The sequence below is a fragment of the Pseudomonas sp. MWU15-20650 genome (assembly GCF_023242475.1).
Taxonomy (GTDB): Bacteria; Pseudomonadota; Gammaproteobacteria; order Pseudomonadales; family Pseudomonadaceae; genus Aquipseudomonas.
In genome coordinates this window covers 39,630-64,171 of sequence record NZ_JALJFG010000008.1, presented here as the reverse complement: position 1 = coordinate 64,171, position 24,542 = coordinate 39,630, and the positions used below count along the sequence as shown (strand labels likewise).

The following is a 24,542-nucleotide window of genomic DNA, read 5'->3' as shown; positions in this document are numbered from 1 at the left end:
TCAATCTGCGTGCAGGGGTCAATCGACTATGGGCGCACTGTGGCAAACCGAATCAAGCAAGGCTGCGAAACTACAAGGCAGTCCGGACCCAGCGCCTTTACCCAAAAATAAACCCCGGCCCCGCTATGTGCGGCGCCTGTTCTGGTTGATCGTGCTGATGGCGCTGGTGGCCCTCGGGTTTGCCACCGCCAAAGAAATGCGCACCTCACGCCTGCAAGCCCAGGAACTCAGCCGCCTGGCGCGTTCCCTGACCTACCAGGTACAACCTGGCCCCAGCGATGCCATGATTTATCCCGGTGCCGGCCCGTTCGACCGACGCCTGGGTTACAGCGAGCTCGGCACCTTCCTGCCGCGCTTGCTCAAGCGTGGTTATGTGATCGAGGCCCAGGCACGCTTTTCGCCGCAATTGATGGACTACAGCGCCAAGGGCCTGTTCGTGCCCTACGCGGAAAAGATCCAGGCCGGGCTGTCCATCACCGATTGCCGCGCCGTGCCGCTCTACCAGTACAAGTACCCGCAACAGTTGTATGAGCGCTTCGACGCTATTCCTCCCCTGGTGGTCAACAGCCTGTTGTTCATTGAAAATCGCGACCTGCTCGACCCCACTCAACCCCAGGCCAACCCTGCCGTGGACTGGCCGCGCTTTGCCAACGCCGCGTGGTCACAAGTGGCCAAGGTGTTGCACCTGCCAGGACAGAGTGCCGGCGGCAGCACCTTGGCCACGCAGCTGGAAAAATACCGCCACTCTCCCGATGGCCTGACCGTGTCGGGCGGCGAGAAACTGCGGCAGATGTTTTCCGCCGCCGTGCGTGCCTATCGCAACGGGCCGCAAACCTTACCGGCGCGGCAGAATATCCTGCGTGACTACCTCAACAGCGTGCCGCTGTCGGCAGTGCCTGGCCATGGCGAAGTGCACGGCTTGGCCGAGGGTCTGCGGGTGTGGTACGGCGCCGACTTCAACCAGGTCAACCAGGCGCTGGTCGGCCCGGTGAATGCCCAGCAAGGTCTGGCCCTGCGTCAGGTGTTGTCGTTGATCATCGCCCAGCGCCGCCCGTCTCACTACCTGGCCAAAGGTCGTGAAGAGCTGGCCCAACTCACCGACAGCCACCTGCGGCTGCTGGCCCACAACGGTGTGGTTACCCCTGCGCTGCTGCAGGCTGCGCTGACGTCCAAAGTCAGTTATCGCGACTGGGTGCAACAACCTACGGTGCAACCCATCGAGACGAACAAAGGCATCAGCATGGCCCGCGCTCGCCTCGCCGCCCTGCTCGACCGCCCGCTGTACGATCTGGACCGTCTCGACCTCTCGGCCACCAGCACCCTGCAAGCGCCGTTGCAGGCCCAGGTCAGCGATTACCTCAAGCGCCTCGCCGAGCCCGATTACGCACGCCAGGTCGGCCTGCTCGGCGATCGCCTGCTGACCCCAACCAACACGGCGCAAGTGCGTTACAGCTTTACCCTGTTCGAGCTGACACCGGACGGCTCTCGGGTACGCGTACAAACCGACAACACCGACCAGCCCTTCGATATCAACGAAGGCAGCAAACTCGAACTGGGCTCCACGGCCAAACTGCGAGTGCTGACCACCTACCTGCAAATCATCACCGAGCTGCACGACAAGTACGCCGCACAAGCGCCCGCGGCCCTGAAGAAAGTCGACATCGCCGAACAGGACCGCATCAGCCGCTGGGCCGTCGACTACCTGATCCAGACACCGGATAAATCCTTGGCCAACATGCTCGACGCCGCCCTCAACCGCACTTATTCGGCCAGCCCCAACGAAGGTTTCTTCACCGGCGGCGGCATGCATCACTTCCACAACTTTCGCAACGAAGACAACGGCCGCAGCCCGACCCTGCGTGACGCCCTGCGCGAGTCGATCAACCTGCCGTTCATTCGCCTGATGCGTGACCTGGTGCGTTTCAGCACCTATTCGGGCGCCAACAACAGCGCCGAGTTGCTCAAGGACGACAGTGACCCGCGCCGCCAGGAATACCTGGCCAACTTCGCCGACCGCGAGGGCACGACGTTCCTGCGCAAGTTCTGGAAGAAGTACCAGAAGAAAGACACCCAGGCCCGCCTCGACACCTTTCTCGACGGCCTGCGCCCCACGCCGATCCGCCTGGCCGCCGTGCACCGTTACTTGTTACCCAACGCCAGCCAGGGCAGCTTCGACCTGTTCGTGCGCGCGCACCTGAACGGCATCAAAACCAGTGAGAAACTCACCGACGAGCGCCTGCAAAAGCTCTACAAAGCCTACGGCCCCGGTACCTATGACCTGCCCGACCAGGGCTATATCGCCAAGGTGCACCCGCTGGACCTGTGGCTGGTGGGCTACCTGCTCAACCATCCCGAGGCGACCTTCAGCGAGGTGGTCAAAGCCAGCCAGTTCGAGCGCCAGGAAGTCTACAGCTGGCTGTTCAAGAGCCGCCATCAGAGCGCTCGCGACAGTCGTATCCGGACCATGCTCGAGGTTGAAGCCTTCCTCGATATTCATCAGCGCTGGCAGGCGGTGGGCTATCCCTTCGACCATCTGGTGCCGTCCCTGGCCACCGCCATCGGCAGCTCCGGCGATCGCCCGGCGGCGCTCGCGGAATTGATGGGGATCATCCTCAACGATGGCGTACGCGCGCGGGTGGTGCGTATCGACAGCCTGCACTTTGCCGCCGATACACCGTATGAAACCCAAGTGATCAACGACCCTGCCGAAGGCAAGCGGGTGATGCCGCTCGAAGTGGCGCGAGCACTGCGCGGGGCCTTGTCCCAAGTGGTGGATGCCGGTACGGCCAAACGTGTGGCCGGCAGTTTCAAGCTGGACGACGGCACGCCGCTGGCCATGGGCGGCAAGACCGGCACCGGCGACAACCGTATCGAAGCCATCGGCGCCGGTGGGCGGGTGCTCAGTTCCAAGGCGATCAACCGCACCGCCACCTTCGTGTTCTATATCGGCGACCGGCACTTCGGCACGCTCACCGCCTTTGTGCCGGGCAGTTCGGCACAAAACTTCAAGTTCACCTCGGCGCTGCCCGTGCAAGTGCTCAAAGGCATGGCGCCGATTTTGCTGCCGTACTTGAAGCCGGGCAGCCAGACGCTGTGCCAGCCCGTGGCTAGTCAACACTGAAAAACAGGCGTCGGGCAAAAGGCCGCGTGATCTTCGCCCGGTCAATTTCCAGGGTCTGGCGCACACGCCCGGTCTGGCCACTGCGCATACGCGTGAACGCCTCGGCCTCGACCCTGGCCTGGGCCTGGCGTCCCAGGCGCTCCTGCTCCGGGCTCTTGAGGTGGGGATCGCCCTCGTAATGATCATCCGGCCCCTGGGCTCTTTTGTAGTGGAAGTGGGCATAGCACAACGCCCGGTCGGTATTGCGCGCGTCAACGACCACATACACCTGCAGGTAATCATCAACCGTGTCCCTGAGCAGTACGCGCTGCCCCTTGCGGTAAATGAGCACTTCATTGTGGCGCTCAAGAAAGTCGACGTGGTCCTGAGTGGTGGGTCGCAGCCGAGTCGCTTTAACCCGTGCCGCCAACCCGGCGGCCTTCAGTCGGGCCTCGGCCAACCGCAGGTCGCGCGCCATCGCCAGTGCCTTGGTTTGTTGTGCAGCCACCAGTCGAATGGTTTCCATGCCCCGACGCCTGCGGTCAATCGCCTCGGCGGTCCAGCGACGGGTATTGGCCTGCGCCTCGAGCAGGTACTCCAGGGAAGACGGATCGTTGGCCCGCTCAATCAACGCCTCCACCTGCTGGATCGCTCTACGCTCATCATCCAGCAGTGCCTGGCCCTTTTTCAGCAAGCTACCCAGCTGCGCATCAGGCCTGGGCGTCGGCGTCACCGGTTCCCAAACCCCGTCCTGGGCCTCGGTAAACGTGCCGATGAGCTCGCCGCCCGCCTCATGCAGTTCTGCGGTGACGGGCGCCAATGACGTGGCTTCATTGATCTGCGCCACATACATATCGTGATTACGCGTACGGATAATTCGTTTACGCCGGGTGCCTTGGGGCACTGGGGCGGATGCACTAGGCCGTTCTGTCTGGGGTCCAGGTTGCAAGAGGCTCGCCAGTTCTTTTTCGACCTGTTGGTGCAGGCTGGCAAGCAGCTCCTGCAGTTTTTGCAGGTACTCCAGGTCGAATTTTTCCGGTTCCATGGCGCGCCAGAATTCAATCTGATCGTCGACTTGCGCATAGACATGGTCAATATTCTTCAGCAGTTCAATACGTTCTGCCGGCGTCGTTTGCAGTTGTTGTAAGTCCGCCAGAGAGCGAGTGGCACGGCGTGCGCGCTTGATGGCTTCGCTGAGAGCGTCGAAGAAATCGTCGCTGAGTTCAGGTCCCGTAACATCGATAGAAATGCCCCACAAGGTCGTCAGTTGCAAGGTTTGCAGGTCCGGTATCAATGGGCGCCCGGTTAACGTCAGTTTCTGGGCCTTATCCCGACCGAGCCGGGGAACACGGCTCAATTCATCCAGATACCCGGCCTCCAGGGTTCGCCAGCGGATGGCCTTTTCCTGTACTACCGCCAACTCACGCATGAGGGTGCTCAGTTGCGCGTGATCCTGACGGTTGATATCCGATTCGGCCTCTTCCGGGGTTTCCTCGCTCAGCCGGTCCAACAGCGGCCTGAGCCTGGCATTGCAGTCCACAACGTGTCGTCGAGACTGTGCATCCAGTAACTGTGCGGTCAGAATCACTGACTCCAACGCTTGGCAAAGCTCTACCTCATAGCCAGGGCGCGGGCCCAATTCCCGCAGGCGCTTGAGTAGCTGCAACTCCCGCTGTGCATGCTGGAACTTGTTACTCATTTCATGACCATAGCGCTCCCACGCCTGGGTGCGTTGCGGGTCAGTGATTTGCCCGGCGGGCCGGGTCGCCAGCGTGTGTGCCAAGTGCATCGCGGTATTTGCCCGGGCGCGGTCCGCCTGCGCTTTTTTATAGTCTGCCTCAAGCGCTACGAGGGCAGCCGGCTGCACTTGCCGGGCCTGCTCAATCGCCTCGTCGGCATTGCCGCCCGCCAACCGCAGTCTCAGGTCAAAGTCCCACCGGCCCTGGCCCAGATGCCTGAGCCAAGGCCCAAGGGTGGCGCCATCAGCGCTGACCACCCGGACCACGCCTTGATTGATTTGCACCCGGTACAGCGCCCCTCGAACCAACGCCTGCCATTGCGGGGGCGCATGGGACGTATCGCGTAACAAGCCCTGGGTAGCACCACTGGGCTCGGCGTTGTCCAGGGCAACCGGCCAGGGCTCGGGGAAGGTCTTCAGGCGCAACGGCTGGATCAACGCCTGCTGTTGCGGGGTCAGCACCTCGCGGGCATTGGCCCAGCGAAAGGGTGGGTAGAACGTCGCAGGGGCGGGAACAGGCTTGAGCGGCGCAGGCAGTTGCGTGGGTTCGACACGCGCCAAAGGTGCAAACACCGGATGCTCCAGCACCAAATGCTGCTGGGCATCCTGGGGCGTGGCCTGATGGGCCACAATCGCCATCAGGTTCACCAGCATGTCGGTGAGGGCCGCACTCCGGGTTTGCCCGTCGTGACTCTGCAGCCCCTGGACATCGCGCTGCACACTGTCGACTAACTGAGCCAGCCAGCCCCCCAGCATCAACGGCCCGTTGAGCAACGGCAGCACAGTCCCCAACAGCAGCCAACCGGCCTGCTTCAAGTTGGCCCAACGCTGCTCGGCATTCGACACCGACTGGCGGTCCGCCAGGGCTACCAGTGCCTGGGCCGTGGCGTTGAACACCTGCTCCGCCGGGTCGGTGGTGACCACCTGTTTGCTCAGTTGTGCCGGTGCCGGCGCCTCATACACGCCGAACTCATCACCCGGTAAAAAGCGGCGAATATGCGGCTCATGAAAGCCATTGTTGGCATAGACCGCCTGGCGCGCAGGCGCAAGCCAGGTCAACACATTGTCCTGCAAGGTGCCTGGGGTCTTGATCGCCGTAAACAGCGCCTCCAGGGATTCATATTCCTGCAGCATCGGGCTGAACAGTGGCCGGTACAACAGGTGCGGGCCGCCTTGCCCCTGTTGCGGCCCAATAATGAACATGTTGGCGACCACGTCCGGTGCGGCCTGCGCCGAAGCCTTGAACGCCAACGGCCACAGCGCGACAGCCTGCCCACCGACCTTGCGTTCGGCGGCACCTGCCTGCAAGGCCGCGAGTACCCGCTGAAAACCGCTGCGGGTCACACCGTGCTCGCCCTTGATCTTCGATTCCAAGGCCAATATCGGCAGTTGCACCCGCAGTTGCCGGCTGAACTATTGCCGACGGCGGGCGGCCCCGACCGTATCGTCGATCAGTGTTTTTTTCAGCAGGGCAGGATAGTTTTGTCCCACATCGGCCTCGTCCACACAGCGTTTGATCAGGCTGTACGTCAGCCAGGTCGGTGCCGCTGCGCCGTTGAGTGTGATGCGCTTGGCGGTGTGCGGGAAGCCGGCGAGGTTTTCCAGGGCCAGCTCGGTCAGCGTCACCGTAACAGGGTCCACCTCCCCGGCAATGAACCCGCCAGGCACCGGCACGGCTGCCGCAACCACTCGATCAAAGGTCAGCGAAACGTCACCCGGCTGGAGGCTCTTCGCACCCGGTTGCTCCCTCAGGCACCGCTGTAACTGGCGGTCGGCGTACTGGGTAATCGACTCGATGCCCTCAAGAAAATGCGCTGCCCCGCTTTCATGCTGGGCCAACACCCACTGCTGTAACAACTGGGCGTAGGCGATGCTGTCCTCAGGGCTCGCCTGGGTCAGCCACCCCGGCATGACCTCGCGTAAACGTTGCTGGGGCGCGCTCAGTTCATCGATAAACCAACGCCGGGAGTCAGTGATGTAATCGAGCAGCGCTTGGCACACCTGCGGCGTGCGCGGCACCGTGCGCGCAATGCTATCGATCTCCAACAGTTGGCGTGCCAGGTAACTCGCCGCCAAGGCGTCGAACGGGTCACCCTGAGCCTCCACGACGAACCACTGGTCAGCCGCGCCCGTCAGCACCGGGCTGGTGTAAGCCGGTAACAGAGCGCCGATGTCGTCCAGACTATTGAGCGCGTGAACACCGCTCGCCGGGCTGAACAGCAAGGTGGTCGAGGCATGGCTGAGGACCAGCAGCGGTAGCATTTGCGTTTGATCCCCCCGTTGCAGGTGCACGGTCTGCACCCGTAACGGGCCGCCATGCAGGCTCCATTGCGACGTCGGCCGTACCTGGCGCAACAGGGCCTTGGGGAACAGTGCAGCGAAACGCTTTTCGTCCATGCCTGGGGGTTTCGGTGAGTCGTAGAGCAACGCCAACAGGTGGTCAGACAGATTGCCCCAACGGACCATGTTTATCGGAAGAGGCTCACGCCACCACCTTTGCAAGCGATTGGAAAAAGACCTCAGCAGCACGGCGCCGCACTCATTGATCAGCGTCTCTAGCTCAGCCAGGGTCGGCCCACCCGGCACAAACACCTCGCGAACCCGCCGGACCACAACCTGATACTGCTCGACCAGCAACGTCGGCCTGGCGCTGGCCAAGCGCTGCACCAGTAATTCGGGCAAAGGCTGGTAAGCGTAGGACGGCAATGCAGCGGTGCTGTCAGCGGTGGGTGTGGCGATGTGGATCAGGCCGGCCATCCACTGTTGCGGCGCAAAATGTTGGTCCAGATAGGCTTGGGCAGTCTCTTGCGCCACAGTGAGCAATGACGGTGGATCGCGGAACAGGGCCTCGATTTGGTCAATATGGGTTTGACGCTGTGAAGCGGGGCTGGGCTCGGTCGAGATCATGACAGGATTTCTCGTTGTGATAGAGCCCACGACGCTACAGGCTGCCCGCCCCCCAGTGTCGATAGACAGTTACTGCCAGACGCTCCCCTGTGCGCGCCTAGTCTGAGTGCCCGACCCACTACAGAAAATCAGACATGAGCACCCTTGCCCCCTCTACACACGAAGCTACAGGCCAACACGACGGCGTCATTCGGGAGGCCTTGCCCGACTGGATCACTGCGCTGTCGGTATCACGGGTCAGCGCCTTGAAATCCAGCCGCAAAACGATTGCACCCTGGTATAAAAGTGCCTCGCCCCACCAGCATCAATTGTTGAAAACCGCGATTGCCGAACACTGGAAAACCCAAACCCTCGTCGACCGGAAACTCGCCCCGGTCACCGACCTCAAAGGTTTCGCCGAGCCGTTGTTAAAGGCCGCACTGAAACAGCAATACAACCTCGATGTCGATGTCCGCAGCACCCACCTGCGACTCTATGCTCCGGCCGACCAGGCATGGTGGGTCAAGGACTTTGGCGGTGGTGTGCAAAGCCGCACGGTGTCACTGCTGGACGCGGCACTGCACAATTTTGCCGACAGCGAGACGTTCACCGCCGATTCGCAATTCATCACCCAGCCCGACGCCTTGGGCCATTTCGAAGTCGTCCCTCTGAAAGCCCAGCTGTCGATCCAGCAATTCAAAACGCTGGTTCGCGACCTGGACATCGGCGCCCAGTACCAACAGCACCTTGACAGCTATCTGGGCCGCACCGCCCCAGTGGTCGAAGGTGTCCTGCGCGCCCGAGTGGTGCTCAACCAACAGGCCGCCCTCGCGGTGGCCGCGCGCATGGCGTTGATCAAGGGCGATATCCTGGCGTCGGATCATGCGTTGATCACAGGTTTGGCCAAGGGCCAGCAACCCCTGATGCTCGACGGCAAGGTCGCGCACTGCCATGACCTGAGCCTGATGGACGCCCGCTTGACCGGCGTCGTACTGATCGCCGCCGACCTGGAAGCCAGTCGCCAGGCATTGCCCGTGATCGCCTATATCCCGGATGACCCGCAGCACCCGCTCAAACGCTATGCCTCGACGGTCGAGTTCATGCAGGCACTGACTGGGCAACTGCGGCAGCCCGACTATCAGCAATTCTTCAGCCGGTTTATCGAGCATCAGTACCAGGGGCATTTTTTCAGCCAGTTGGGCGCGCGCTTGAGCCAGGTGAAATGGCATCAGCACACGCCCGGCGATCCACGACCGAGCTGGCGTGAAACACCCCTCGACAACCCCAACCTGCAGTTCAGCGTGACGCGTCTACGCGCGCCGGTGTGGGAACATCTGTACCAGCAAAGCCTCAATAAAATCCTCAACGATGCCCGTGAACTGGCCATCTCCACCGCCTACGCCGACCGCATGGCACGTTGGGCCTGGTGGGACAATCTGGAAAAAATCCTCTCGGACATTCTCAACGCGGCGCTATTGGTGGTGACCCCCTTCGTTCCGTTTTTGGGTGAGTTGATGTTGGCCTATACCGCTTACCAACTCGCCGACGAGGTGTTCGAAGGGTTGTTGGATTGGGCTGAAGGCCAGGGTATCGAGGCCATAGAACACGTGGCGGGGGTGACGGAGAACGTGGTGCAACTGATCGCGTTCGGTGCCGCCGGGCAACTGGCCCATCTCAAGCTCTCCACCTTTGTCGAGGGTTTGAAGCCTGTGACTCTGGCTGACGGCAAAACCCGTTTGTGGCATGCGGACTTGAGCCCCTATGAACAAAAAACCGTCACCCTGGCTCCCGGCTCGAAACCCGATGCCGAGGGGTTTCACCCGCACGCCGGAAAAAAAATCCTGCGCGTGGCAAACAAACACTACGAGGTCAGCCAGGACCCCGACAGCGGCCAGCACCGGATCGTCCATCCACAACGTGCCGACGCCTATCGTCCGCAAGTGCGGCTTAACGGTCAGGGGGCCGTGGTGCTGGAGGGCGAAGAGCCCAGGGCCTGGGATGACTCACAACTGCTCCAACGCCTGAGCCCGACCACCGCCAACTGGCCAGAAGCCCGCCTGCAACAGTTGCGAGATATCAGCGGCACCGAACCCGGAGCGCTGCGGCATATGTACGCTGAAAACCAGCCACCGCCTCCATTGCTGGCCGACACCGTGGACCGCTTTGAACTCCGCCAGCACATCGAAACCCTCAGCGAGCCCTCCGCCAGCGACGATGAATCTGCCTATTGGTCCGCCGACATGGTCACGCGGATGGAGGGTTGGCCGTCCGGTAAAGCCATCGCGGTGTTCGAGGCGTCCGACCTGAGCGGCGAGCCGATCCACCATGGCTCGGACCCGGCCGGGCCGCAATCGACGCTGGCCATCAGCCGTGAAGACCTGCTGGCAGGCCGGCTAGCCCAACGCGTCGTGGACTTTCTGGACGAGACCGAACTCGCCGTCCTGCTCGGCGACCCCTTGCCCGATAAGAACGCGCGGGCACACACCCTGCGCGAGCACCTGAGCCGTTATGTGGCCTCGCGCAAGGACGACATCTTCGAGCACCTGTACAGCTTCAAACGCCAGTCAAACAGCGCCCATGGGTTACTGCTGCAACGCCAGTTCCCCGAGCTGCCCGCCCCCCTGGCCCAAGTGATACTGAACCAGGCCCGCCCGGCGGAAGTGCAGTTGATGACCGACGAGAAACGCTTGCCGCTACGGCTCAAGCATCAAGCCAGGGAATTGCAGTTCGAAGCGCGAACCACCCACGCCTACGAAGGTTTCTACCAGGGCAGCGCGCCCACCCCCGATACCGAACGGCTGCTGCTCAATGCCTTGAGAATCCACAGCGACGCGTTCGCCAACCTGCGCCTGAGCATCCGCGAGCAAGTGCCCAGCGGGCAACTGCGTTGCCATGTCGGTCCGGACGAGGCGGCGAGCGATACGCTGCTGATACGCACAGCGCCAGGGCGATACGCCATCCACGAAGCCAGCGTCGAGAGCACCTGGGACCTGTATGAAGCCGTACTGCAAGCCGTACCCCATGGCACCCTGGGCTTTGCGCCGGGTGACGGCGAAGCATTGCGCCAGTGGCTTACACGCACCCTGCAACCACCCGCCGAACGCCGTACTGTGTTGGCCGAACCGCCGGTCTTCAACGTCGCCCCCCTGGAGATCCAACAACTGCTGCAAAAGCCAATGTTCAGCGCCCTGCGCCATAGGCTGGGGCGCGCCAGCGTAGAGGAACGCCTCAAGTCGCTGTATCCGACGCTTTGCGAAGACGATGTAACGGCCTATGCCCTGTCGCTGGACTCGGCCGAGGGAAAGCGTTTGCTCACTGCGCTTGAAACCCAGAAAAAAGGCCTGCTCCATGCACTCAAACATTGGCAGGAGCTGCCCGCCGCCGGTACCCGCAAACGTCGCGCAGCACTCCCGGAGCAACTGTTCAGGAAGCGACTGAGCACGCTCATACAGCACAGTTGGGAGCAGTCGGCCAAGGGGTACGAAACGGATTTCGGTGAGCGCCGATTGGGTAGCGAACTGGACCTGCGTAGAGAAACCATCTACGGGTTTCTGCAAAATTTCCCCCACCTGGATACCGCGTTGAACCACATCACCAGCCTCAACCTGGCGGGTACCGACTTCACGGATGCCGACAGCCCGTTCCTGCGCAACTTCCCTAACCTGCGCATGCTGGATATCACCGGCAAGCACCTGAAGACCTTCCCACCGGCCGTCAGCGGTATGCGTCGACTCACCCATCTGGGCCTGTCCGAAAACCCGATTCACTGGCGCGCGCAGAACCGGGAACACCTCAGGCAATTGCAGCACCTGAGGGTATTGATCCTCTCGCACAATGAACACTTGGTGACACCGCCGGACATTAGCCGCATGCCGGAACTGCGCATACTGGCGCTCAACAACACGCAAATTCGCGATTGGCCCATAGGGCTGTTCGCGCTGCCCCGCTCACCCGACTTCAACCTGAACTTGCTGAATACGCCGATCACCCAAGTACCGATCGTCGAGCCCGGCTCGGCGTCGGCGCAAGTGGTGACACGCACTCGCCTGGACAGCCACAAGCTTGACCGGGACGCCGAGGATCGGCTGGTCGGTTACCGACGCGCCGCAGGTCTGGACCCTTATCGCACCTATCCCCCCCGAGGCGAACTGGACAGCCAGTTCTGGCTCGAACACCTGACACCCGAAATCCGCCAGGGATGGCAGGAAATCTGGGACGATCTCGAACGGGAACATGGCTCACAGGGCTTTTTTGAAGTCATCAGAAGCCAGCGACAACCCGCCCCCGAGATCGTCCACGACCCGGCCGACCTGGAGCGCTACAACCAGAACCTCAGACAATTGCGCACCAATGTCTTGCGCCTGCTAAGGGCCGCCGACAGCGACGAACCAACCCGCACCGCGCTGTTCAACCTCAGCGCCACGCCGACCCACTGCGCCGATGCGGGCGCCCAGTTGTTCAACGCCATGGGTATCGAAGCCATGAAGCTGGAGGCCTGGCGCGAGCCCACCCCTCAAGCCCGGACCCAAGCGCTGGTACGCCTGGCCAGACAAAAGGCCCGGCTGGACAAGGTCAACCAGATTGCCGCAAAAGATATCCAGACTCGCCTCAACACCCCCACGCTCAATGAGGATGGCAGCGAAGGCCCCCCTTTGCGGCTGACCACCGATGTCGTCGACGGTGTCCCGGGCACCCTGGATGAGGTCGAAGTGTACAGCGCCTACCAGACCGGCCTGAAGGCGCGCCTGGATCTGCCTTGGCTGGCGGATCACATGCTGTACCGCGATGCCGGGAATGTCGCAGCCTCGCAACTGGCCAATGCCTACGACAAGGTCATCGAGGAGGAGCAAGGCGATGGGCTGGTGAACCAAATGCTTGAACAGTCCTTCTGGAGCGAGTACTTGCTCAATACCCATCCCGAGGCGTTCCGACAGATCAAATGCCAGCATGAACAGGCCAGTGAAAGCATCGACGATTTGCGCCTGGCTCAAAACGCTTGGGCCGCCCATGAGCAACTGCCACCGGGGCAACAAGAACCCGCCACCAGTGCCCAACTCCGGCAGCGTCTGCTCGACCTGGCAGACGCGCTGAATGTCCCCCATGAGCAAGTCCTGACCGGCGAGCCTATGACGGAAGAGCGGTACTTGAGCCTGTTTCTCAAAAGTTTCCACGACGAACAGGCATTGGGCCGCCGCCTGACGCGTGAGGCCATGGCCGCCGCCGGGTCTTGACCCTCCATCCCATCGCAGCAGCGAGCAGGAACCCGGCGTGCCCGGGTTCCTGCAAAAACCTCAGCTCACCGCAGAGATGAAAGGCCCATGCAGTGGATATGTAAGGTCGCCCCTGTGCTCAGGGTTAGTAGTGTAGGTCGAGTCGATTGTTCGATTCACGTGGGGTGCTCTCGCCCTACTTCTACAGGAAACCCAGGTTATGCCTTTACTCCCACTGCCCCCAACCGAAGACCTGCTACGCCGGTTACCGGTCTGTCTCACCGCCATCGAGCATCTGCTGGATGCCCAGCCGGACTTCGCCACGCTGATGGCCACCGAGTTACGCCAGGCACTGGCCAACCTTGTGCCCGGCAACCCGCTTGATCCCGATGCGGTTTTTCTCAACGAGTATGAGTACGCTCCCCCGGCGACGGACGCCTCAGACAGCGTCGCACGGGAACCTCGTCTCACCCGCACACGCAGCCTGACACAGGTGCTTCAGGAGGCGCTTGCCACCGGAAAAAAACCGACCGAGCGCACCAAGGAACCGCAAACCGGCGTGATCGAGCAGGCCGTGGGCTTCTACTCACGCCCCCACGACACGGGCCGCACCGGCGAAATAACGGCACTTGAGGTCACAGCCTTCAATCAATTGATCGACAACCTGCGGCACGACCGCCTGGCGCTTTACTCTCGCAGGCTCGAGGTGTTCTGGATGTCTGTCCAGGCCGCCACCGGCGCCCTGAGTGTGTTTGAGGCCATCAGTCAAAAACAACGTGTGGTGTTTGTGCTTGAGTCGGATCTGAAAACACACGATGCCCTGCAACAGGTCGCACAGGCCGAGCAGGCTTTGCAGAACAAACCCACGGACGCTCAAGCCCTGGCGGACGTTGCCGCAGCCAAGGCCCACCTGGAGGTGCACACCGAGGGCCGGCAGTTAATCGACAACCTGGTACTCCATGAGACCTCGGGCACCGCCACACCGCCGCAGGCGGTAACGATCACCCTGTACTCAACGAACAAGCCCGAATGGTCAGCGGCGCTGAACGGCTGCTTCGTACTCACTGAGCGCTTGCACGGAAGCCGAGCGACTGTGCTTTACACCCCGCAATTGGGGCTTGAGGTATTCGAGCATTTCTCCGCCATGGAGGACGCCCTGCGCAAGCGCCTGGTGACAAGCGCCGAAAAAAGTCGACTGCTCGCCAACATCGCACTCAGCCAGCGACACGTTGTCGACGATGGCTTACGCAGTGGGCAGAACTTGCGCTACACACCCATCACCGCCCCGGTCTTCAGTGCGTGCCTGCAAGCCCAGCGCGACCAGCAAGATGCCGATATTGACCAGGCCTTCAGCGCCGCCCATACCACGTTCGTGGCCTTGGCGACCGAGCTGAGCGCAACCCTGGCACTGCCACTCAAGGGCGGCCCGGGCTTGAGAGCCCGCTTGCCTGACCCCGTAGACCCAATGACCATGCCCGCCCTCGCCCATACCCCGCCGGCCCCTGAACAGCAGGCGCAGTTGATACAGCTTTGGCACTCACTCAACCAGCAGATCGAATACGTACTGGCCCTGGACAAACACCCTTCGCTGGAGGGCGTGTTGTCAGCCCTGCTCAAGGAAACCTTCCCAAAACTGTCCCCCGAGCCCAAACCGTCCGGTTTGTATGTGAACCGCTACCGCACCGACAGCAGCGGCCAGCGTCATTTTGAATCCTCGCAAACCCTGTTGGAGGCGCTTTGCACCTTATTGAGTGCGGAAGATGCCCCCCAGGAACAAGCGAATCACACTGAAGGCGTCTTCAGCAGCGCCACAGCCTTCAGCGCTGCCGACCAGATCCCGTATACCGGCACACTGACGGCCCTGGCGGAAACCCTGCTGGCCAGGTTGACCACACACATCACCACTTACTGGCATACGCCCATAGCGCCTGAATTGGCCTGCCCCCAAGCCAGGCTGACAGAGGTGCACCGTCAAGCCCTGGATGTGCAGGCGCGCCTGGGCATGGCCGACAACACCTTGAGCCCGCAGGCCAAACTGCTGATTGATCGCGTGCTGCACTGCCCGACCCTGGCCCGGCGTGAAGCCCGCTTCAGCCACGGAAACCGACCCGGGGTGTATCAATTGACCCTGGACACCGGTGACGCAGAGGGTGTGCGCCTGGCCGGCAGCTTCGTCCTGACCTCCAGCGACGACTCACGCCCGGTACTTCCCCACTGGCCCTACGGGCACAAAAACCTCAGTACCCGCAGGGCTGTAGCAGGCACGACAGTGCTGTATACCCCGAACCAAGGCTTTGAAGAGTTCGCAACCCTGCAAGCACTGCACGACACGCTAAAGGCGCGCATCAATACCGGCGAGGACACCGGCAGGCTATTGGTCAGCGGCTTACCGCTGCTGGTACTGCGTAGCAAAACCGGGTTATGGGGCAATGACCTGCGCAGCACCTTTGCACCGATAGAAAGCGATTTTGTCGCCGACAACATTCAAGCGTTGCTGGACAAACAGCAGTCTGACATCGAGGCCATCCTGAGCCTGACCGAGGGTGAGCCGGATACCCAAAGCAATGGCCGTGCGGAGCTGGTCGAGCTGTTGGATATGGCAGAGGCATTTGTGGCGCGCAACCAGCGACTGCTGAAACATTGGCGACCGGACTGGGAAAAACGCTTGAGCCCGGTGGATGAGAAAGCAATGCAAGACCAGGCCCGCATCACGGACGAGAAACAGAACGAACTGGGCAAGCAATGGAGCGCACTGATCCCCACACTGGCCGCGTATGCCAAGCAACAGGTGCTGCTGAAGATACGCGCCTTCCTGGCCGACTACCCCGCGCAGGGCATTGACCCGGACCAGACGATGGTCATTCGTACCACCCGAACCCGTACCAGTGCCGGTGCCGGTTTTGGCTCAGTGCATGAAAGTGTGGCGAGCACCCGCATAAGCCTGACCAATCTGCTATTGAAAAACAACAAACCCTGGGAGCGGAGCCTCACCTGGACCGAAGACGACCTGCTGGAAGCGACGTTGATCACCTCCCAGGGTAAGTGGGTGACCGATGCCAAGGGTAAAGCCATTACCGTGGGCAAAGAACGCCTTGAACAGTGGGTCAAAGAGCTGAACATCGGCCACGCGTACACCGAGAACATCCTCAAAAAACACCTCGCCCCCGAGGCCACGACGGCCGATGCCCAAGCCTTGAAAAAAGCCTGGATGGCAAGCCAGGCGGCCGCTCTGGACTATGCGGCCTTGTCGGCCCGCTTGAGCCCGGATGCCTATAGCACAGCCTTGGCCAGTGACAACCTTCAAAAGAAAGGCGCCGCCTGGATGGCGGCAGTACTCGCCGCGCCAGACCCCAAGGCACGTCAACCGGTCGACGGACAGACAATCATCGCCAATGCCCTGATGTTCAACCCGGCCAGCGACGCACCCGACGGGCGCGGCGGGCAGACCGTAAACGGCATTTTGCTACTCTCCACCGCCGCCGATGCAACGCTGGTGCTCTATACCCCGCATGCACCCGACGGCCTGGAGCTCAGGGAAATCGCCAACGAAGCGGCACTGATCAAGCTGATGCACAGTTCCGCCTGGCAGGCTTACCTCAAGGCGCGTTTACCGGCAGGCACGCGACTGCTCAATCAGCGCCTGGTTGCCTATACAGGCGACGTGCTGGCGGGGCTGTACCGGCAAAACTACCTGTATCTACTGGACAAAACCGATGCTGAAAGCGTGACCAACGAGGAATTGGCTTACCAATCCATGTTCAACAAAGTGATGTTCGGCGTTGAAGTGGTCACGACGGTATTGGGTGGGTTCCCCTGGGGCGGCCAGTTGACCTCTTCCGCCTTCAGGTGGCTGGGCCGGATGGGGCAAACCACGGTGCAGTCCCTGCGCAAAGTGGGGCAAAACGTTGTAGGGTTGATTACACGTCACGCGGGCAAGGAGCGTGTCCTGTTCGAGATCGCAACGGCCACCACCACGGCCACCGGCGCTGCACGCACCGCCGGCATTGGCATCAAGCCGTTGCAGATGCTGCTTCGGCCCGCGAGAAACATGCCCAGGCCCGACCTGACGACCTATGAGAGAGCCTTCCAACAAGCGAGCCCCAACCTGGTGGTCAAGGGCGGCATTCCGGCCGGCTCATCGCTGTCCGAAGGCACCGGCATCTATCGCGCGCCCGACCTGCGCACCGTGTTGGTCCGCGCCGCCGATGGAAAAGGCAAAGAGCAGGTGTTTCGGATTCAGGACTCGTTCAACCTCTACGACCCCAATGGGCTGGTTGCCCCGGTACTCACGCCGAGTGGTGGGTTTACGCCTTTCAAGCTGCGTAAACTGGCCAACCAACGCTGGGAATTGGACACGTTGAACCGTTTGCCCGCTGGCGCGCCAAAAGTCGAGAGTGCACTCACCCTTGCGCTCAGGGAGTGGGAGGCGCATGTCGCGGCCCAGGCAGCCAACCCGCTGACCACACTGGACCCTACCACTTTTTTTAGAAACCGAGCGATCCCGCTCAAGACGTGGAACAAAGTGGTAAGGCTGACCGGCGAGATAAATGCGGCGGGGATAGCCAGGCTCAGGCCCGCGCCCACGCAAGGGTACGCCAAGTTTACAGACGACCTTTTCAATACCTGGGTAGGGCTCGGCGATGAAACCCAGGCCGCTGCGGACGCCTTTGTCAGCGCACATCGTATTAGTCCAACCGTGTGGAGAATCTACATAACAACGAGCGGTAAGTTGACCCCCGTCGGCCTGAGCCGATCGATAAGGCTGGCCAATCTCCCATCGGGTACAAGAAGCCGGATCACGGACCAACATCTTCTGGACTGGGACAAGTTATACCTGCGGCCGCAAACCCCGAGAACGACGCCCCTCACAAAAGCGGACGTCACGACCTATGCCTTTGATAACCACATTCACATCGACTCCTGGATGAAATACGTATCGCCCAAAGACGGCACATTCCTGAGGTACAACCCCGCACAGGTAAAGCGCCTGAAGCGCTTGGGCCTTCCCTCTACACCACCGCAAACCACCCCTGTTGACTACTCACGGACAGGCACCTCCGCCCAGCCCTCGGTCTGAACACGGCCCGGAGCGACGCCTCCCTTGCCAGCCCAATTCGGCCCCAAGGCAAGGGAGCCCTACCCGACTCTTTTCGGTTGAAGCGCCAGTCATTCCCGGCGAGACCTTGACCCGTACCCTGACCCGTACCCTGAATAGTTACCGCCGACACCACCCGCCCCCACCGCATGCTGATAGTTCATTCCACCAGCATACGGACAATGCCAATGAGCACATCCTCCCCCCCAGCAACAACACCGACGCTTCAAGAAATACGCGGCCACCTGCTTGAAATCGACTCAGGCCTGCGCGCTCAAGCCAAGCCTCCCGTCGTATTGCCAGCCGAACTGCTGGCGCTGGAGGCACTGGACACTACCCTGGCCGCAGCCAACACACTGTTTCTGAATCAGGCACGCCGTCATTTCGAGACATTGAAGGAGGCAGACCTCACCCAGGAAACCGGTAAAACACTGCTCGCAACGCTCAAATCCGACCTGAACAAACACCTGAAAATCCTGGACGAAACCAGCACGATAGACGGTCAAGGGCGCAAGAGCTATCTCACGCAAACGGCCGGTCTTGACGCACTGGAACAGCAGGCCAAGCTCGATGCGCGTGACTACCTATTGTCTGCTGCCCAACAACGCATGATTGAAGACTGCTCCCTGGGCCCAACCTTCAGGCCGGGCATGTACTCGCTCAACTTCAGCTACCAAGATAAAACCGTGGAGTTTGCCGGGGCCTTTGTGCTTACGCACAAATCCAGCCCGGTTGTGGATAACCTGACGTCGGGAAAAGACCTCGGCCAGGTCTTGTTATTCACCCCAAACCGAGGTCTGGAGGCCTTCGACTCGCTGGCGCAGCTCGACCAGCGACTCAAGGCGACGCTGGCGTTGCCGGCAGGTCACGAGGAGTTCTGTCAACACTTGCCGGTGCGTTATCAAGCGCTGGACGTCGTCGATATCTGGCCATTGCAATTGCTGCCCATTGACGGCGAGCCACTGTTTGAACATACCTACAACGCGATCATCGACAAGCGCAGCCAGGACATCGAACTGGCATTGAGCCTGGTTGAAAACCCGCTGCACGAGGCAACGCTGCTCCAGTCAGCATTGGACAACGCGGTGAAGGCGGCACTGCCAGACGTGTCGTCACGCTTGGCGTTCCGGCGCCAACAGCTGCTGGAGCGCAGCGTCTATAACAGCCTGCCGGAGTGGTATCGCAACGCGGCTGCGGCGGACCAGGACACCCTGAGTCGTTTCATACTCGATTACAACCAGGCCCGGGCAACGTATATCGAGCTACTGGGGCCTGCCGCGTCACCTCAAGCGCTGGCGAATTTCCAGTTGACCGAGTATCTGGACGAAGCGCTGGAAATCCACGACCTGGACCCGAGCCACCTGAACATCACCACCCGACGCAACGTCGCCAATGTCGGCACCTATGAGCAAACACGTAATCTGGTGCAGTTAAGCTATGAAGGGCTACATACCGGCGACGAGTTGCCCGGCTCTGACTTTCTGACCCATACCACCCTGACGTATGCGGGCGCGGCCCTGCAAGGCGACCATGCCGTTCTGGATGCGCAGAGCCTGCTCGACATCCTCCGCGAATATGGCCTGCAACCACGCCTGGACTTTGCCGCGCTACAAAAAGAAATGCAGGTCAAGGCTGAATTAAAAAAGGCTACTCGCGACCTGTTTGATCATCGCCTGGTGTTGCTTGCCTTTATCGCTCGTTTGCGAGGCGACCTGAGCCAGGCAGACCACGCCCTGTTCCAAGCGTTGCGAGCCGGTACGAACCCGCGCCTGCGCGCGCAAACCGTGCTGCTGCATGGCGCGCAACTCAAAGACCTGTGGTTATTGCGCGAGGAAGATGCCACCGGCCAAGTCCGACGCTTGCTGCTGTGCACCCCGGATTCGCCACGCGAGCGACAGTTCCTGGCCTTCACCACCGAGCGCGAATGCCAGGCGCATATCATCGGTTGGGTCGATGACAAAACCCGGTTAAAGGGCCGGACCATGAGCGACTACCTGCTGGAGCAATGCCCGCTGCGTTTTCGGCCGAAGATGAGCACGTTCCTCGCAGGGTTAGGCTTCACGCCCGACGCAAAGGAACACGAGGAGGTGACATTTGGCCCTTTGTGCTCCCACACGATGTGCCTGGACGCCATGGTCATGCATTCGCAAAGCGCAGCACAGGACGACTATGAATACACCACCCCGCCCTGGTATCGCTCGGCGAAACCGGAAGACCGAACCCGGTTGACCAGCCTTGCCGAAGCGGCCGCAGGTGCCTTGCGCGTCTATAACAACCTGCCCGACTCCGAAGCGAAATTCATTACGTTCAATGCCTATTTGCACGATAAAGCCAAACTCAGCCTGAACACGCTGCTGGGTCGCCCTAAAAATGATATTGACCCGGACACCGTCTACGTTTCGGCGCCCTGGCCGCTGCTGGGCGGCAAGCCCAAGCCCATCACCTATACACGGCTGTACCGAGACGGCTACACGGATAACGTCGGGTTCATCGACCCGAAATTCTCCACCTCGGCGACGTTCAGCGGGCCGGTGGGCGTCGACCTGAGCCGCCTGACCCCGCAAAACGTGTCACGCTCGGTGACCGGTGTATGGATCGGTCAACGCTACACCGACGAAGTTCGCGCCAAATTGCAAAGCGCGAGCAGCCCCGGTTACGCCAAGCGGCGCGACGCCACCTTGGCGATCACGCAACTGCAGATGAAACACGCGGCGCTGGATAGCTGCCTGCGTGGCCATATCGCCCGGGTCGACTTGGCCTGGCTGGAGCGCGCCATCGACAGCCTGGGTGACACAGCGGTCACGACCCGCTCCACTTATCAGGTCCATCGACTGACCCTTGACGGCGATTGGGTGATCGGCAACTACCTGTTCAGCCATGCAGCCAACCCGGTGTTGCTCTACACCCCCAACGCACCTGATGGCATCGGCTTTCGTGAGGCGAAGCTGTTCAACTACTGGCTGAAAAAAGTCGACGGTGTATCCGATTACCTGCAGGGTCGGGCGCCGGTCCAATCCCAGGTACGGATCGGAGCGTTTCTGAAGACTGCCCGTGATGGATTACCCGAAACGATTGACCGTACGACCCCAAGCCCGGCGCGCTATGACACGACAACCCCGCACACCACCGTGACCGACCCACGCAATGATTTCTACAACATGGTATTGCAGCGCAAAATCGATGATGTGGTTGCCACCACGGTCAATCGCACGGAAATGATCATGGGAATTCTGTGGACGTGCGTCGAACTGGTCACCGCCATCGCCACCATCCCTTTTCCCGTGTTGAGCCTGGGCCTGGGCGGCTTGCTGGCGTTCAAGGACGCGATGCTCGCCATCAGTGCCTACCAACAGGGTGACATGGCCGGGGCCTTGAGACACTACATCGGCTACCTGGCCAATGTGGGCGGTGCTGTGTTGTTTGACTTTCGCCCGGCTCTAAAAGGCCCTTTCAACACACTGTCTGTCAGACCGGTTACTAAAGCGATACAGCAGGCCACGCTGATCAACGATATCGACCCTGGCATTACTGCCGGAATGAAACCGGTGCTGTTCGATGGCCATCCGTTCTGGGTCAAGAACACACAGGATTCTCTGGGGCGGCATCTGCTGTTTCGCCATGACCCCGTCACCGGGCAAATGCGGTCGACTGCACGTTGGGTCAACAAAAACACCGATGGCCATTGGGTACGCTCCGGGTTTGAGGCAGGCGGACGCAGAAAGACGTATACGGTACTCCAGGAGGAGGTGGACCAGCCACTGGCGCGCTACGAGATTGCATCCGAGCAAGGTAAGTATTTCAGATCCGCGCTCAACCTTGAATATGTGCGCAACGTCGTCAACCATCCGGATGACGTTATTGCGCAGGGCGTACGTGAAGGGGCCCATTTTGATTTGAAGCCTCTACGTGAGAGCTATCCCAATCAGGTGAAACACCTGACTGAAGATGCGCAGGCGCTTTACGCCTCGCCTCCAGCACGCCCGGACCGCACCGGTTTGCCGGCACTGGCACCGGACTCCAACCCGTCTACCGTACTTGCCACCCTGTTCCCCCTGAAGAAGGGGCTGATCATTGGCGCGTCCAACACCAGCGTTGCCGGTAAGCAGGTGTTGATCGAAGAGATGCAGGCCTTGGCAGCGCAAGGGCTAAAGCGTGTGTACATCGAAAACCTGCCGGCGGATGTTTTCCGTACCAAACTCAAGATCATCAACGGCGAAACCAAGGGCAACCTTGCGCATGCCTTGAAACGGGTCGAGGACCATTTGGCGCGGGTCGATGCAAGCTTGGGCTGGGGCGCGGATGCGCCGTTTACCTACCGTAAGCTGATGCTTGAAGCCCACAAGCACAAGGTCGCGATCGACGGCGTGGACGCCTCGAGCTCCTATCATATGGAGCATGTGCTGGAGCTTTCAGACAAAGAACGGTTTATCCCGCGCAGCAGCCAACTCAGAAACTTTTATTCCCACAAAGCCCTTGCACAAAAAAATCCCGATGAGGGTTGGATTGCCCTGGTTGAACACAATCGCATAGGCAGTACCGACGAGGTGCCGGGCCTGGCCGATTTGCAGGATGTCATCGCCCTGCGTGTGGATGACGTTCCACCTGGCCAGGTAGGAGAGGTCGTGCTTGATACATCTTCCACCGCGCTGTCCCGGGGTGATTACAGGCTGACAATGGCCACAACCGCCCAAACCTTACCGACGGCCGGCCCCTCAAAAGCGGTACAGGTCCCCCCATCGCCCTCTCATTACAGTGAGTTTGATTTGTCCGCGTCGTTTAAACCGGACCTGGACGAGATGGTGCGTAAGGTTGATAGCTTTGATACGACCGTCCCACCTAACGCTGGAACCCCCTACTATTCGGCATTCCAGGCGTTCAAGCAAACACGCACTCGCTTGAGTGAAGCCGCCCAAACAGCGTTTTCCGCTTACACGCCACGGCCACGCCCCGATTTCGCCGACCTTGCCACGGCGACCAGTGAGGAGGCGTTTATCAAGCAACTGTATACAAAGATACGAGGACTCGTCATCGGCGAAGTCCATGCTCATACCTACAGCAAACAGGCCCTGATCAAGTACATGGAGCTGTTGAAGCAGGAGGGCGTCAAGACATTGTACCTGGAGCACCTGCTCACCGATTTGCATCAGGCAGAGCTGGATCTTTTTAACCTCACGAACAAAATGCCGAAAAATCTGAAACGTTATCTGAAAGCGCAAGATGCCCGCCAAATGCCCAATCATACCGGAGACCATACTTACACCCATGTGGTCAAAGCCGCGAACAAGGCGGGTATTCGCGTGCGTGCGCTCGACTGTACGGCGAGCTATCACGTTAAAGGCCTGTACACGGATAACGCCCGCACGAACCTGTTCAACTATTTCGCCAATGAGGTGATCAAGGCCGACCAGTTGGCACAGGGCCCGCATAATTGGGTAGCGCTCATAGGGGACTCCCACTGCGATACGTTCCTGGGTGTACCGGGCATCGCGCAACTGCAGGATGCGGTCAGCTTGAGGATACTCGATGTTCCCCCCAGCCAGGCATTGCCCCTGCAGCAGGGAGGATGGACTATCGTCGGGCCCGAACCGGGCTCCGTCGGCACTAAAGCCCTGCGCAGTGACTTCAAGTTGCACGTCGGTATTACCGGTATGCGAGCACCGTCCCCTCGAACTGCAACGGATCGCGCATGGCTGAGAAACGTCGACGATTTCCTCATCGAGCAGCCCTCAAGCACCGAAGCCAACGTGATCTCGCGCACCATTCTCGGCGGGGAGACGAGCACCCCGATTAAAATTGACGACACGGGGAAGTTCTTTATTGAAGAGTTTGCGCCCTTGAAAGATAAACGTTTTACAACGTTGGAACAGCTGAGCCAGGCCCTTAAGGACGACGCGTATATGTCTCCTGCTTCCGCTGCGTCCCTGCCGAGTGCACGGCTGAAAAACATCGGCGACGCCCTGATCGAGCGGCCTACCTTTCTTGAGACCTGGTTGGTCCACTATTCCAAAAGCAAAGAGATTGTTCGCACGCGTATTGAACAGGACGCCAGTAATAAGTTCTTCATTAAACGTTGGAATCTGGACGATAAGCGCTACCGGACGGTCGAACAGTTGATCGAGGCACTCAAGAGAGAAGTCCATTTGTCACTTCTCACCCCTACGGCTTCGCCCCGAGCGCGGCTGCAATCGGTCGGTGACTTCGTGATTGACCAACAGGCTTTACCGACTCAAGCCACTTTGCTCCACCGCTCCAATAATGCGCAAATAGTGTCTACCCCTATTCAAACCAATGCTCAGGGGCAGTTCTATATTGATCGTTGGCCACAGTTGAAAAATAAACGTTACTCAGCGCTGGATGACTTGATTGATGCCCTGATAAAAGACGTGGGTTTGAACGCCGCGTTATAACGCCGTGATCAGAGGTGCATGCATGCCGCCCCAAAAGACGGGTTGATAGAGGACTTGCTCGCGGCAATCGAGTCAGAACTTGCAATAGCCGTCCCCCTCCCAGCCA

At 60.5% G+C, this 24,542-nt stretch carries 6 protein-coding genes; 4 read left to right on the top strand and 2 right to left on the bottom strand.

Going from position 1 to position 24,542, the window contains the following annotated elements:
- Window positions 1-28: 28 nt before the first annotated feature.
- On the top strand, window positions 29-3,121 hold the full coding sequence (locus M5B43_RS09680) for a transglycosylase domain-containing protein (protein WP_248749890.1): 3,093 nt from the start codon (window positions 29-31) through the stop codon (window positions 3,119-3,121).
- Here the strand turns inward: M5B43_RS09680 and M5B43_RS09675 are convergent.
- Together M5B43_RS09675 and M5B43_RS09670 are read right to left on the bottom strand one after the other, a co-directional pair.
- Entirely contained in the window at window positions 3,108-6,233 is a 3,126-nt protein-coding gene (locus M5B43_RS09675; RefSeq protein WP_248749889.1) for a hypothetical protein, read from the bottom strand. The two genes, M5B43_RS09680 and M5B43_RS09675, sit on opposite strands and share 14 nt — an antisense overlap.
- A gap of 18 nt (window positions 6,234-6,251) precedes the next feature.
- Window positions 6,252-7,745, bottom strand: a complete 1,494-nt coding sequence (locus M5B43_RS09670) for a hypothetical protein (protein WP_248749888.1) — start codon at window positions 7,743-7,745, stop codon at window positions 6,252-6,254.
- Between the two features lie 134 nt (window positions 7,746-7,879).
- Between M5B43_RS09670 and M5B43_RS09665 the strand changes: the two genes are divergently transcribed.
- The 3 genes from M5B43_RS09665 (at window position 7,880) to M5B43_RS09655 (ending at window position 24,436) form a co-directional block, all read left to right on the top strand.
- A complete protein-coding gene (locus M5B43_RS09665; RefSeq protein ID WP_248749887.1) occupies window positions 7,880-12,955 on the top strand; it encodes a DUF6543 domain-containing protein in 5,076 nt (1,691 codons plus the stop codon).
- Between the two features lie 199 nt (window positions 12,956-13,154).
- Complete coding sequence (locus M5B43_RS09660; RefSeq protein ID WP_248749886.1) at window positions 13,155-18,011, top strand: DUF6543 domain-containing protein; 4,857 nt, start codon at window positions 13,155-13,157, stop codon at window positions 18,009-18,011.
- Window positions 18,012-18,217: 206 nt separating this feature from the next.
- Window positions 18,218-24,436, top strand: coding sequence for a membrane-targeted effector domain-containing toxin (locus M5B43_RS09655; RefSeq protein ID WP_248749885.1), 6,219 nt, complete (start codon window positions 18,218-18,220; stop codon window positions 24,434-24,436).
- Window positions 24,437-24,542 lie beyond the last annotated feature (106 nt).

Bases quoted from the DNA above. Each gene is read 5' to 3' on its own strand.
- M5B43_RS09680 (WP_248749890.1), top strand. From the start codon at position 29: ATGGGCGCACTGTGGCAAACCGAATCAAGCAAGGCTGCGAAACTACAA.
- M5B43_RS09670 (WP_248749888.1), bottom strand. From the start codon at position 7,745: ATGATCTCGACCGAGCCCAGCCCCGCTTCACAGCGTCAAACCCATATT.
- M5B43_RS09665 (WP_248749887.1), top strand. From the start codon at position 7,880: ATGAGCACCCTTGCCCCCTCTACACACGAAGCTACAGGCCAACACGAC.
- M5B43_RS09660 (WP_248749886.1), top strand. From the start codon at position 13,155: ATGCCTTTACTCCCACTGCCCCCAACCGAAGACCTGCTACGCCGGTTA.
- M5B43_RS09655 (WP_248749885.1), top strand. From the start codon at position 18,218: ATGAGCACATCCTCCCCCCCAGCAACAACACCGACGCTTCAAGAAATA.